A 12,853-nucleotide genomic window follows, 5' to 3' on the forward strand; every position below is an offset into this window, starting at 1 on the left:
GGCGCGCGGCACTGCAGGTGGCGGACTGGGCGACTTTGTTGCACCAGAGCAGGGTTATTGATGTGCCCATTTGTTCCCTTTATGTTCGCATTCATGCGAGTCGAGTTTCACAATGTTTTTCCCCTGCGCCGTGCCCGCGTCCATGAGGTCTGCGGGGCCGGAGCCATGGGGTTTGCGGTGCTGGCCGCACGGGGGCCTGTGCTTTGGATCCGGCAAGCGTGGCTGTCCGAGACCCTGACGCCACAGGGGATGCTGCCGCTCTTTGATCCGGCGCAGATGTTGCTGGCCCGCCCCAAGGATCAGCTGGACGCGCTTGCGGTGGCCGAAGAGGGTCTCAAAGACGGGGCGCTGCCCCATGTGGTGCTCGAAATAACCCGTCCGCTGGATCTGCGCGAGGGGCGGCGGTTGCAATTGGCGGCCAAGGCGGGGGGTACGACGGGGCTGTGCATTATCCCGGAAGGCATGGGGTCGAATGCTGCGGAAACCCGCTGGCACGCCCGTCCGGTTTTTGATTTTGAACAAGAAGACTCGACTCTGAAGCGCTGGGAAATTACCAAGAACAAATCAGGAACATTGGGAGCCTGGCATGTGCGATGGGATCAGCAAACGAGTCGTCTCGATGTGGTTTCCCCGGTTGGCGAGCGACCGGGTTCTGCGGGCGCGCCCGGTGGACGGGGCTTTTGCGCTGACGCTGAAGGCCAAGAATACCGAACGGATTTATTGCCTCAATCGGGCGGCGGAACAGGCCGGCCTGGGCCGCGGGATGAGCTTTGCTGATGCGCGCGCCTTTTGCCCCGATCTGATCAGCCAGCCGGCCCGTCCTGATCTCGACAGGGCTTTCCTTGCCAGCCTGCGCCGCTGGGCGACGCGCTATTGCCCCTGGGTGGGCTATGAGGGGGTGGATGGTCTGGTGCTTGATGTCAGCGGCGCGACCCATCTTTGGGGCGGTGAGCCTATGATGCTGGCTGATATGCGGGCGCGGGCCAGCCGTGCGGGATTGGAGCTGCGCCTTGGGCTGGGGGAGAGCCGTGGCGCGGCCTGGGCGCGGGCACATTACGGCGCGGCACAGAGCACGCTCACCGATTTGCCCGTTGCTGCGTTGCGGATTGACGATCAGATGGTCACGGCGCTGCAACGTCTTGGTCTGCGTTGTATCGGCGATCTCACTGTGGCGGCCCGCGCTCCGCTGGCCCGTCGGTTTGGCCCCGACCTGATGCTGCGGCTGGATCAGGCGATGGGGCATGTCTCTGAGCCGATCATGCCCGAAAGCGTGGCGCCGCAGTTTGCCACACGGATGAGCCTGCCTGACCCGATTGGCCTGACCGAGGACGTGATGGGCATCACCGCACGGCTGCTCAGGCCGCTGTGCGACAAGCTCAAAGCCCAGGAAATGGGCGCGCGCCGCCTTTGTCTCACCCTGCGGCGGGTTGATCAGGGGCACCAGCAGGTCGAGCTGCGCCTGGCCGCGCCGATGCGCGACCCGAGCCGTATTTTGCCGCTGTTTGAGCGCGGCGTGGGCGAGGTCGACGCCGGGTTCGGGATCGACCAAATGCGGATTGAGGCGACGCTGATCGAGCCGCTCCCCGCCCAACAGATTGGCAGCGGCCAGAGCTCTCCCGACCAACTCAACGATCTGATCACCCGCATCGGCACCCGGATTGGGTTGGAGAATATCCAGCGCTTCCTGCCCGCCGACAGCCATATCCCCGAACGCGCCTTTTCCATTGCGCCCGCTGCCTTTAGCAAGCCCGAGACTGGTTGGGTCGCACCGCGTCCGCGCCCGCTGTGCCTGTTCCCCCCCGAGCCGATCGCGGCCCGTGGACCACAGCCCCCGGTTCAGTTTCGCTGGCGGCGGATGCGGCTCACAACGGGCCGTGCCATCGGCCCCGAACGGATCGCGCCGGAATGGTGGCTCTCGGATGACACCTGGCGCACGGGCCTGCGTGATTATTGGCAGGTGGACACCCGCGAAGGGCGGCGGCTCTGGCTGTTTTATACCCCGCAGAACCCGGGCTGGTTTGCACAGGGTGAATTCACATGACCCAGGGGGGGCGTGACAAGGGGCAGGGGGAGGCCCGCCGCTTTGACCCCATGCTCTGGCACCGTGACAAGGCGGGCTATGCGGAGCTGTGTGTGACAACAAATTTCACCTTTCTCACCGGTGCCTCGCATCCGGAGGAATTGGTGCTGCGCGCGGCGGAGCTGGGTCTGGAAGCCATCGCCATCACTGACCGCAACACGCTGGCTGGCGTGGTGCGGGCCTATTCAGCGTTGAAAACCCTGCGCGACGAGGCGAGTCAGAGCTTGCGGGTGCGCTCGTCGCATCAGGTGGATGCCTGTTCGCGCCAACAGGTCGGGCAGCCGCAGGATTTGCCCTTGCCTCAGGTGCCCCATACATCCCAAGCACCGCATCTGCCGAAACTGATCGTCGGCAGCCGTCTGGTGCTGCGGGATTGCCCGGTGGACTGGCTGGCTCTGCCCACAGACCGTGCCGCCTACCGCCGCCTGTCGCGGCTTTTGACCCTTGGCAAGCGGCGGGCCGACAAGGCGGAGTGTCACCTGGATCTGCAAGACTTGGAGGCGGGCTGCCTGGGGATGATCCTCATTGCCCTGCCGCCTGCGGATCTGAGCCGCGCGCAGGAGCCGGTGCAGCGACTGGGGCGGCGGTTTCCCGGCGCGGTCTTTTTTGCTGCGCCGCCGCGCTATGACGGCTCCGATCAGGCCTGGTTCGATGCTTGTGCTGCCATGGCGCTACGCTGTTCTGCGCCGATGGTGGCGGTGGGGGATGTGCTGATGCATCACGGCAAACGCCGACAGCTCGCGGATGTGCTCACCTGCCTGCGCGACGGCGTCCCGATTGACCAGATCGGCACCAAGGCCCTGCCCAATGCCGAGCGCCGTCTCAAAGGTGCTGGCGACATGGCGCGGCTCTATCAGCGGCATCCGGCGGCGCTGAAGCGGACGCTGGAAATTGCCGCGCGCTGTGGGTTTGATTTGTCGGACCTGAGCTATGAATACCCCGACGAGATGTCCGAAGGTGAATCCGCGCAGGCCCGGCTCACGCGCCTGGCCCAGGAAGGGCTGCGCCGGCGCTATCCGGAGGGTACCTCGGCGCGGGTGCACCAGTTGATGCAAAAGGAGCTGTCGGTGATTGGTGAGCTGGGGTACGCGCCCTATTTCCTGACGGTGCATGATATCGTGCAGGAAGCCCGCGCGCGTGGCATTTTGTGTCAGGGCCGGGGCTCGGCGGCCAATTCCATTATTTGTTACCTGCTGGGCATCACCGATGTCAGCCCGGACATGATCGGCATGGTGTTTGAACGCTTCATCTCCCGATACCGTGGCGAGCCGCCCGACATCGACGTGGATTTCGAACATGAGCGCCGCGAAGAGGTGATCCAGTGGATCTATGAGAAATACGGCCGACACCGTGCGGGGCTTTGTGCCACGGTGATCCACTTTCGCACCCGCGCTGCAATCCGCGAGGTGGGCAAGGTCATGGGCCTGTCCCAGGACCTGACGGCGCGGCTGTCGGGCGATATCTGGGGCATGACCAATGCGGGGGTGGACATGGACCGGGTCAGAGCGCTGGGTCTGGACCCGACGGATCTGCGGCTGGCGCAGACGCTCAAACTCATTGGCGAGATCATCGGTTTTCCGCGTCACCTGTCCCAGCATGTCGGCGGGTTCATCATCACCCATGAGCGGCTCGACGCGCTATGCCCCATCGAGAATGCCGCGATGGAGGATCGCACCGTGATTGAGTGGGACAAGGATGACATTGATGCGCTGGGCATCCTGAAGATCGATGTGCTCTCTCTCGGGATGCTCACCTGCCTGCATAATTGTTTTGATCTTTTGGCGGAGTTCGAGGGGCGGCAGCTGGCTCTTGACACCGTGCCGCAGGAGGATCGTGCCACCTATGAGATGCTGCAGCGGGCGGATGCGGTGGGGGTGTTTCAGGTGGAAAGCCGGGCGCAGATGAATTTTTTACCCCGGATGAAACCCGCGACATTTTATGATCTGGTGATTGAGGTCGCTATTGTGCGCCCCGGCCCGATCCAGGGGGGCATGGTCAAACCCTATATCCGCAGGCGGCAGGGGCTAGAGGCCCCCGAACCCTTTGGTCCCGCACTTGCAGAGGTAACCCGCAAAACCCTTGGGGTGCCGCTGTTTCAGGAACAGGCGATGCAGATCGCGGTGGTCGGCGCGGGTTACACGGCGGAAGAGGCCGACAAACTGCGCCGCTCTTTGGCGTCGTTTCGGCGTATGGGCACCATCGGTGAGCATCGCGACCGGTTTGTGCAGGGCATGTTGGACAACGGCTATCCGCAAGAGGTGGCCGAGGCCTGTTTTACGCAGATCGAGGGCTTTGCTGACTACGGATTTCCCGAAAGCCACGCGGCTGCGTTTGCCATGCTGACCTATGTCTCCTCGTGGTTCAAATGCCATCATCCGGCGGTGTTTGCCTGCGCGCTGCTGAATTCCCAACCGATGGGGTTTTATGCACCCGCCCAGATCGTGCGTGATCTGCGCGATCATGGCGTCGAGGTGCGACCGGTCTGCGTCAATTACTCCGAGTGGGACAACAGTCTGGAACGGCGCGCCGATGGGGCGCTGGCGCTGCGCCTTGGGTTTCGCCAGATCAAAGGGTTTCGCAAGGAGGATGCGGGGTGGATCAGGGCGGCGCGGGGCAACGGCTATCAGGACCCCGAAAGCGTCTGGCTGCGTGCGGGGGTTGCGCCCTCGGTATTGGAACGGCTGGCAGAGGCGGATGGGTTTATCGGCATGGGGCTGACACGGCGTGATGCCCTGTGGCAGGTCCGGGCGATCCGCGCCGCTAAACCACTGCCGCTTTTTGCCAATCCAATGGACGGAGAGGGCATTCACGAGCCCCAGGTGCATCTGCCCAACATGCATCTGGGAGAAGAAGTTGTCGAAGACTATGTCTCCATGCGGCTCACGTTACGCGCCCACCCGATGGAGCTGTTGCGCCCGATGATCCCCGATCTGACGCCCCATGACCGTTTGCCCGAGGCCCCCCTGAAACGCACAAGTGTTTGCGGCCTCGTCATTACACGCCAACGCCCCGGCACCGCGTCTGGCGTGATTTTCCTGACCCTTGAGGATGAAACTGGCGTCTCCAATGTGGTGATCTGGTCCAAGGTCTATAAACGCTTTCGGCGGGTGGTCATGGGGGGGCGGCTTTTGCGGGTGACAGGCCGGTTGGAGCGTGAAGGCATCGTTGTGCATCTCATCGCCGATCATATCGAGGACCTCTCCCACCGGCTTTCTGAGTTGGGTCACCCTCTCGATGACGCGGTGGGCATCACCCAGCCCCAGGCGGACGGCGCCCCCAGAGGAGGCTACAAAACCTCCGCCCGTCACCCGCGCGAGCAGGCAAAGCGGTTGTTCCCAAGTCGGGATTTCCACTGAGAACAGCCATGTATCCAATGGCACCAAACGATGTGCGCAACGCTGCGACAGGGCTGCGGGGCTCGTTTTACGCCCAGGACAGGAGAAATCTGGAGCGGAGAAATCTGGGGTGGATAGATCAGGCTGCGTGGCTACGCACGTTCTTGGCGTCCACCTTCAGGTGATAGGCTTGGCAGGTTTCGCCACCGACTTCGAGGCGCGGGCCTGCCGGCGAAATTGTGAGACCCGTGCGGCGCATGAGCAAGCCTGCAGCGACAGAGGTCAGGCAGATATAGGAGTCAAACTTCCAGGTCTCTGCCAAACGGGCGAGGGCCAAGCCGATTTCACTTCTCACCCGCATTCGGTCCCGGCTGCTCAGGGTATCGGTCACAAAAACTCTGCTGACCTCCCATGTGCCGGGATCCTGTGGTGCAGGTTCGTCAAGAAGGTTCGTCGGCATATCCGGTAACAGGCCAAGCTGCGCATCGCGCAGCATGTAGCTGGCGTTGATGTTATGGGCGGTAGTGGGCGTCACCCGCAGGCCGCCATAAACGGTCAGCCCATCATGTATGGATGCCCCCGGTTTTGCAAGGATTTCCTGAGCTGATTTCCAGCGATTTGATTGCGGTCGTGTATTCGGCCTCGTGTTGCGGCTTTTACGCGCCGCGGGCCATGATGGTCAGTTCGCTGATTGGGTCCAATTCGATTCCGCGGGCTGTAAGCGCCCTACCCCTATCTGGCTTTCCAATCAGGATCTGTTCAATCGACGTCCATCACTTCAGAGCATTCCTTGCCATCTGCCCACTTAATGCAAGCGGGACAGAAGCTTATGCGGCCACCTCCTGATTTGACTGGTAGCCTTGTTCTCTGGTGATCATCGCCCAAATCTGGCGGGCCATTCTATTGGCGAGTGCCACAGCGGCCACCATCTTTGGTTTGCGGTCCAGCTTGTCTTGTAGCCAAGGATGGCAGCGTTTGCCGCGCCGCGCGGCGGCGGCAATGCAGCTCATCGCGCCGATAATCAGCGCGCGGCGAATGTCCTTTTGACCCATTTTACTGGTCTGTCCAAGTCGGGTTTTGCCTCCCGTCGAATGCTGTTTGGGGACCAAACCAAGCCAAGCCGCGAAGTCCCGCCCTTTTTCAAAGCACTTCATGTCTGGCGCAAACGCTTCGATCACCATCGCGGCAATCGGCCCAATGCCGGGCATGGTTTGCAACCGTCGTGCCTTTGGACTGTCGGCGCAATGGCTCTTGATCCGCCCGGTGAGCGTATCGACCTCTTCCGAGAGCTGGTCGATGCGGTTGAAATGCAACTTGGCCATCGTCACGACCAGTTCCGGAAGATCAGGATGGACATCGACCAGCTCCCGGAGCCGCTCAACATTCTTCAACCCAACAGGTGCAATCAGCCCGAATTCCGCAAGATGGCCGCGCAAGGCGTTCACGGTTGCAGTGCGTTGCTCCAACAGCTGGTCCCGTGTGCGCATCATCATGGTCAGTGCCTGGGTTTCAGCGGATTTTGGCACGACAAAGGACATGTTGGGCCGCAGCGCAGCTTCGGTGATGGCCTCCGCATCTGCCGCATCATTCTTGTGGCGCTTTACGAATGGCTTGACATAGATCGGTGGAATGAGCCTCACTTCATGACCCAACGACATCAGTTCGCGTGCCCAATAATGGGCTGTCGCGCAGGCTTCCATGGCGAAAAGGCTGCGTGGATGTTCGGCGCAAAACTTGGCAAATTGTGGTCGGCTCAATTTCTTCCGAAACACAACCTGTCCATCCCGGCGCGCGCCGTGCAGCTGGAAAACGTTCTTTGCCAGATCAACGCCAATGATGATATCTTCTTCCATGGGTGCTCCCTTTCTCTTTGGTGGTGGTTGAATAACCACCATGGCACATCGCGATGCCGTTCGAGGAGGGGGCATCCACCGCATCATGTATGGTACAATAGATGCTTTCCGGGGTGTCATACTGGTCAAATTCGAGCCCGCGCGTATTGGGAAGTTTCCAACCGCGCGTTTCGATGAAGTGATGATACCGTGCGCGCAGAAGCGCCGTGAATAATGTACCGGTTTCACCCAAGTTATCAAAGGTGATCTCTGTCGATTGCATTTGGGTGCCTACCCATTTGTTAGAATCTCTCAAGACTCAGTCTTGGGGATTTGCTAAAATTTAAAACAACTTTTACAGGCAATCGTAAATATTACATTAACTTACATAGGGTCATTTTAAGATTTATGAGGCCCTGAGGCGGGATGTCAGCGGTTTAAAGCGCGGTTTTTGCCTCATGGCTGACGGCTGAAACGCTGCGGATCTCAGACAACAGGACCGATTTCTTTACGGGCTTGGCGATATAGCCCAAGGCCCCAAGCGCAAGGAACCGTTGGCGATCTTCGGTTGCGGCATTGGCGGTGAGCATGATCACCGGCGTTGCAGCAATTCGGCCGCCGCGCCGCGCCATTTCCAACAAGGTTTCTTCACCATCCATGATTGGCATTTTCATGTCCAGCAAAACAAGGTCCACAGGGCGCTGTTCGAGGCATTTCAATGCTTTGGCGCCATCTTCGGCCTCGATAATCTCGACATTGCTCTTTTTCAGAAAGGAGCGCACAACCATGCGATTGGACTGGGTGTCATCGACAAGCAATATGGATTTGACGCCTAGATCGTGGTCAAGCGCTTGCGGGTCGTCTGTGATGTGTTTGGCGTTGGGAAACTCCGGCGGGGATTGTGGCTCTTCCAGGATTTTGAGCTGACTGGTAAAAGAAAAACAGCTTCCCGCCTTGAGAACAGAACGAACTGAAATGTCTCCCCCCATCATCCGGGCGAACCGACGCGCAATCGAAAGCCCAAGGCCGGTGCCCGGGACCGTTGGCGCGTTTTTATCCACGGCCCGATAAAACTCAGCAAAAAGATGAGGGATCTGATTTGCGGCGATCCCACGCCCGGTATCCGAAACCTGGACGGTCAGAACGCAGGTCGCATCAACCTGCTGCGATGACACCTGAACCTTGATATGCCCCGTCTCGGTAAATTTGACTGCATTGGACACCAGGTTTCCAATCACTTGCCGTAGTCTCAAGGCATCAAATTCAGCGTAGCGTGGCAGATCCTCGCTAAAATTCAGGCTGAACTGCAGGCCCTTGGCCCGGGCAGGGGCCCGAAACATCTCTACCGCACTGGTGATTTCAACCTGGGGCGAGGCTGCGGTGACATTGATTTCGATATGACCGGATTCCACTTTGGCATGGTCAAGAACATCGTTCAAAATACCAGTCAGCGCCTGGGCGGATTGCCGCAGCAACAGGCTGCGCTCCTGTTTTGTTTTTGGATCTGTGTCCTCTTCGTCGATGAGTTCTGCCATGCCGCAAATCGCGTTCAGCGGGGTGCGGATCTCATGGCTCATGGCGGCGAGAAAACTGCTCTTGGCACGGCTTCCGGCTTCAGCGGCGCTCAGGGCTTGGCGCAGACGATCGGTCATTTTGTTAAGCGCCCGCATGCTGTGGGCGACATAGCCCGCCCCAAGCACCAGAATGACAACGGCGATGCCAATCTCAACCGGACTGGCAAAGGAGTGAAGAAAACTGACAATCATATATCCGACAGCGCAAATGATTGGCAAAGCGGTCAGCAGGCCAAAGAACATCCACTCAGAGCGGGCCACCACGCTGTGATTGAGCGCGATCACCAATAACATGGCACCAGCGAGTTTGGGAAAGGCGTCGGGTTCCAGGAAAAGCAGGATCGGGATGGCATTGAAAAGCAAGATGCCAACGAAGGCTGAGAGGGAAAAAAGAACAACCCCGGCGAGAGTCACCTTGCGCCTTAGCTTGTTATACACATACAATCCGACAAGTTCGATGAGGGCGATGGCGACATAGAAAAAGCAAACCGTCTGAAACGGAAGGTAGTAGAGCGACAAGAGCGAAATGACGGTGATCGAAGCAAACCGAGACGGCATGTCTTCGCGGACCAGCTGGTTTTGGGCGCACACCGAAGCCTTAAGGTCTGGTGATAATTTCAACATTCGCATTGTCCTTGCGGTGTCCTTCACATCGTTCCTTGTTTGGCAAACCAAGCGCCGGTAGCAACCGTTAACAACCCCTTAAAATAGACACGAACTCCTGCGCGCAGCGTAGGATTAAAAGGTGAGTGGTCCCTTAATCGGCACAGGGTGGTAGAAATACCTCGCACCGAAAGCAGGACCGTGTTTCCATCTTTCGTTAAGTGTTGCCCTTTGGGTGCCCCATGATCAAGCCCGTCAATCGCAACCACGCGCTTTGTTGAGGATCCTGATGGGGGGCCACCTCGTGCAAAAAGCATCAATGGGCAGTGCAGCAAGGCTGCGGGTAAAGTGGTAATTGAATAAAACCAAAGGAAGAATTTTTCCACGCGACGGTTTGTGGTGGCCGCGCAGAAATGTTTGCGCAGTGCAGATCGGTTCCGTTTGACCAGATACCCCGTAGACAGCGACCTGCTGGGAACCCTCGCAGGGAGGCTAAATCTGTTGCACGACAGGCTGGTACACGGGTGGGCAAATTGATTTAGCCGCAAGACCCGGCAGGAGGGGGCCGTGTTTTGCACGGCGGCTGGGCTGCCCCTGTGCCTGACCCGCCGCGCTAGGTTTGCCCGGTTCAGCCCCTCGTGTTCATTCCAGGCTTTGTGTTCAAATTATAGACGCGGGTGAGGGGGCGAAACCTGCCAGAGCCGTTAGATCGTTTGGCGGTGCCAGTGACACAGAGCGCATGGGCGTCGGGGATGATTGGGCGAACCGGATCAGCAGAATCTGAAGTGCCGGGTCAGCTGACCGGCTAAGGGGTTGGTCACAACTTTTGCGAGTGCTGGCGCAAATTGGCCAAACGCAGGGTCAGAGTGCACGGTAGTGCAGTCTCCCGGATTCCGGGGACTACTGTGGCCAGAGATGAAAGGCAGGAAGCCGAGCCCCAAGCAGGCCCGGCACACCAGGGCTTGGAGCTCAGAAACAATCGGTCCCGACCCTAGGCAAAGGCGTAGGCGCCGCCTTTTTCAAGCGCCCGCTGATAGGCCGGCCGCGCCTGCATACTGGCCACAAAGCCCGCCAGTTTTGGCAGGTTTTTCCCCTGGCCCTGGGCGATGGCGATTTCGGCGGGAAAGCTCAGCATGATATCTGCGGCGGACAGCTCATCCTGAACAAAATGCCCAGAGGGACGCAGCAGGCTCTCCATATAAACAAAGTGGCTTTCCAGTTGTTGGGTGATACGCGGTGCCAGCGGCGCGCCTGCTTCGCCCAGTTTGCCCACATAAAGCTGCAACAGGATGGGCGTCATCGCAGAGCCTTCGGCAAAATGCATCAGCTCCAGATGGCTGATATAGGCGTCGGTGTCGCGGTCGGGCACCAGTTGCGGCCCAAAGCCGGCGCAGAGATAGTCAACAATTGCGCCGCTTTCGGTGATGATCCGCCCGTCTACCTCTAGCATGGGGGATTTCCCCAAGGGGTGTTTGGCGAGCAGGGCAGGGGGCGCCAGATTGGTCACGCTATCGCGCTGATAGTGTTCAATCTCATAGGGCAGGCCCAGTTCCTCCAGCAGCCAAAGAACCCGCTGCGAACGTGAGTTGTTGAGATGATGTACGGTAAACATGCTGGCCTCCTGACCCAGTGGTGCTGTGTCCTGTCTCACAGGCTGACCTCCTTTGTCGCTCAGCACCAGTGTCACGTTGGGTCAGCTGCGCATATGGCGGGGTACTACGCCGCCGAGGGCAGGCCGCCGATGTTGCGGATCTCTTGCCAGACCTCATCGACACCGACGCGGGCCTTCAGGTTGGTGAAATAGGTCGGCAACCCCTGACGCATGCGGGCGGCGTCGCGCTCCATCACCTCCAGACTGGCGCCCACATGGGGGGCCAGATCGGTCTTGTTGATCACCAGAATGTCCGAACGGGTCACCGCCGGGCCGCCCTTGCGGGGGATTTCTTCGCCCGCGGCCACGTCGATCACATAGATGGTAAGATCCGCCAGCTCGGGGCTGAAGGTGGCCGACAGGTTATCACCGCCGCTTTCGATCAGCACGACCTCGACCTCCGGGTGGCGGTCGACCATTTCAGCCACCGCTGCCAGATTGATCGAGGCATCTTCGCGGATCGCGGTGTGCGGACAGCCGCCGGTTTCCACCCCGATGATCCGGTCCGAGGGCAGTACCTGCATGCGCACCAGCGCCTCGGCGTCTTCCTGCGTGTAGATATCATTGGTGATCACACCAATGGAAAGCTTGTCCCGCAGGGTTTCGGCCAGGGCTGCGGTCAGCGTGGTCTTGCCGGCGCCAACCGGTCCGCCGATGCCAATACGAAGAGGGCCATTGGGGCTCGTCATGTGCGAAATATCCTTGATCGTTGAGTTTCGTGTTTCATCGCGGCGATATCGGCCAGAAAGGCGGTGGCTGACAGTTGGCTCAGATCGCCATCGCAGGTCTGGTCCGCAATGGCGGGCAGGCGGCAGCTGAGCCGCTGCAGGATCTGCTGCCCCTCGGTCTGGCCCACCGGCAGCAGCCGCTGGCCCGCCGCGACCAGATTGGACAGAAAATCCTGCAGATACATCACCTGGGTCAGCTCCAGCGGCAGGCCCTCAGCCGCCGCCGCCGCCCCCAGTGCCACCGGATAGGTGAGCCCGGCAAGCTGCGCCCCCCAGATCGCCTCGGTCACAAGGCCAAAACTGCGGCCTTGCTGGCGGGTTTCCAACAGCCGTTCCTGTGACGCCGCAAAGGCACAGGCGGTGGCGTCGATCGCGGCCAGGTCAGCGACCAGATCAGCGGCCGCATTCGCGTGCCAGGCGGCGGCCAGAAACAGCGCATCCGAACGCCCGGCGCCATGCTCCAGCACCTCTTGCAACCAGGCCTCCAGATCGCTGCCATCGCGGAGCCAGCCCTGGTCCGCAGCCGCTTCCAGGCCGTGACTGTAGGCAAAGGCGCCTACCGGATAGGCCGGTGACAGCCATTGGCTGAGGGTGAGGATCTGGGCGCTAGTGGCTGTGACCATGGGTGCGTCCGTGGCCATAGGCCCCGCCTTCGGGGGTAAAGGGTGCCTCGACCTCGCGCAGATCAGCGCCCAGTTTTTCCAGCATATCGCGCAGCACATGGTCCATCTGGATCAGCAGCCTGTTGTCTTCGACCTGGCAGGGGGTATGGCGGTTGCCGATATGCCAGGCGAGCCGGGGCAGATCGCCGGTGACTTCCAGCAGGGTTTCAGTGGCGGGGATGACCTCAATCAGCCGCCCGTCAGAGAGCTTGAACGCATCCCCACCACCCACAGAGGACGTCTGCGCCAGATCCACCAGGAACTGCGCCCCAGAGGTGGCGGTCAAAACCTTGCGGCGCAAAAACCGTGCATCATAGGTGAGCGTCACCTGGTCGTCGCCATGGTGGCTGTGGATCACTTCGCGGGCGGTTGGCAGGTCCATTGTGGC

At 60.3% G+C, this 12,853-nt stretch carries 11 protein-coding genes; 3 read left to right on the plus strand and 8 right to left on the minus strand.

All coding sequences use genetic code 11. The features are described from left to right. Positions 1-60 precede the first annotated feature (60 nt). The 3 genes from JZI28_RS04745 to JZI28_RS04755 are packed head-to-tail and all read left to right on the plus strand — an operon-like array spanning position 61 to position 5,436. A complete protein-coding gene (locus tag JZI28_RS04745) occupies positions 61-777 on the plus strand; it encodes an ImuA family protein (RefSeq protein ID WP_375699404.1) in 717 nt (238 codons plus the stop codon). Next, entirely contained in the window at positions 764-2,041 is a 1,278-nt protein-coding gene (locus JZI28_RS04750) for a DNA polymerase Y family protein (protein WP_375699405.1), read from the plus strand. Before JZI28_RS04745 ends, JZI28_RS04750 begins: the two co-directional genes overlap by 14 nt. A gap of 50 nt (positions 2,042-2,091) precedes the next feature. Further along, positions 2,092-5,436: an error-prone DNA polymerase gene (locus JZI28_RS04755; protein WP_375700079.1), complete on the plus strand. Its 3,345-nt coding sequence runs from the start codon at positions 2,092-2,094 to the stop codon at positions 5,434-5,436. Between the two features lie 118 nt (positions 5,437-5,554). Here the strand turns inward: JZI28_RS04755 and JZI28_RS04760 are convergent, their stop codons facing one another. The 8 genes from JZI28_RS04760 to JZI28_RS04795 all read right to left on the minus strand — a co-directional run bounded on the left by JZI28_RS04760 (position 5,555) and on the right by JZI28_RS04795 (position 12,847). Next, positions 5,555-5,950, minus strand: coding sequence for a hypothetical protein (locus JZI28_RS04760; protein WP_375699406.1), 396 nt, complete (start codon positions 5,948-5,950; stop codon positions 5,555-5,557). A 292-nt stretch (positions 5,951-6,242) separates the two neighbouring features. Further along, positions 6,243-7,268 (minus strand): IS110 family transposase, encoded by a 1,026-nt coding sequence (locus tag JZI28_RS04765; RefSeq protein ID WP_375699407.1) that lies wholly within the window; start codon positions 7,266-7,268, stop codon positions 6,243-6,245. Next, complete coding sequence (locus tag JZI28_RS04770) at positions 7,240-7,530, minus strand: hypothetical protein (RefSeq protein ID WP_375699408.1); 291 nt, start codon at positions 7,528-7,530, stop codon at positions 7,240-7,242. The genes JZI28_RS04765 and JZI28_RS04770 overlap by 29 nt, the downstream gene beginning before the upstream one ends. Positions 7,531-7,684: 154 nt before the next feature. After that, positions 7,685-9,445: an ATP-binding protein gene (locus JZI28_RS04775; RefSeq protein WP_375699409.1), complete on the minus strand. Its 1,761-nt coding sequence runs from the start codon at positions 9,443-9,445 to the stop codon at positions 7,685-7,687. A 970-nt stretch (positions 9,446-10,415) separates the two neighbouring features. Continuing rightward, on the minus strand, positions 10,416-11,036 hold the full coding sequence (locus tag JZI28_RS04780; protein WP_295450410.1) for a glutathione S-transferase family protein: 621 nt from the start codon (positions 11,034-11,036) through the stop codon (positions 10,416-10,418). 104 nt (positions 11,037-11,140) lie between these two features. After that, a complete protein-coding gene (ureG, locus tag JZI28_RS04785; protein WP_297341281.1) occupies positions 11,141-11,764 on the minus strand; it encodes an urease accessory protein UreG in 624 nt (207 codons plus the stop codon). Then, positions 11,761-12,426: an urease accessory protein UreF gene (locus JZI28_RS04790; RefSeq protein WP_375699410.1), complete on the minus strand. Its 666-nt coding sequence runs from the start codon at positions 12,424-12,426 to the stop codon at positions 11,761-11,763. The genes ureG and JZI28_RS04790 overlap by 4 nt, the downstream gene beginning before the upstream one ends. Then, entirely contained in the window at positions 12,410-12,847 is a 438-nt protein-coding gene (locus JZI28_RS04795; protein ID WP_348154761.1) for an urease accessory protein UreE, read from the minus strand. Before JZI28_RS04795 ends, JZI28_RS04790 begins: the two co-directional genes overlap by 17 nt. Positions 12,848-12,853 lie beyond the last annotated feature (6 nt).

Origin of the sequence: Pseudophaeobacter sp. TrK17 (genome assembly GCF_042192375.1) — a bacterium.
In the GTDB taxonomy this organism is placed as follows: Bacteria; Pseudomonadota; Alphaproteobacteria; order Rhodobacterales; family Rhodobacteraceae; genus Pseudophaeobacter.

Excerpts from the sequence above, each read along its gene's own strand:
- JZI28_RS04745 (WP_375699404.1), top strand. The coding sequence starts at position 61 with ATGTGCCCATTTGTTCCCTTTATGTTCGCATTCATGCGAGTCGAGTTT.
- JZI28_RS04750 (WP_375699405.1), top strand. The coding sequence starts at position 764 with ATGAGCTTTGCTGATGCGCGCGCCTTTTGCCCCGATCTGATCAGCCAG.
- JZI28_RS04755 (WP_375700079.1), top strand. The coding sequence starts at position 2,092 with ATGCTCTGGCACCGTGACAAGGCGGGCTATGCGGAGCTGTGTGTGACA.
- JZI28_RS04765 (WP_375699407.1), bottom strand. The coding sequence starts at position 7,268 with ATGGAAGAAGATATCATCATTGGCGTTGATCTGGCAAAGAACGTTTTC.
- JZI28_RS04770 (WP_375699408.1), bottom strand. The coding sequence starts at position 7,530 with ATGCAATCGACAGAGATCACCTTTGATAACTTGGGTGAAACCGGTACA.
- JZI28_RS04775 (WP_375699409.1), bottom strand. The coding sequence starts at position 9,445 with ATGTTGAAATTATCACCAGACCTTAAGGCTTCGGTGTGCGCCCAAAAC.
- JZI28_RS04780 (WP_295450410.1), bottom strand. The coding sequence starts at position 11,036 with ATGTTTACCGTACATCATCTCAACAACTCACGTTCGCAGCGGGTTCTT.
- ureG (WP_297341281.1), bottom strand. The coding sequence starts at position 11,764 with ATGACGAGCCCCAATGGCCCTCTTCGTATTGGCATCGGCGGACCGGTT.
- JZI28_RS04790 (WP_375699410.1), bottom strand. The coding sequence starts at position 12,426 with ATGGTCACAGCCACTAGCGCCCAGATCCTCACCCTCAGCCAATGGCTG.
- JZI28_RS04795 (WP_348154761.1), bottom strand. The coding sequence starts at position 12,847 with ATGGACCTGCCAACCGCCCGCGAAGTGATCCACAGCCACCATGGCGAC.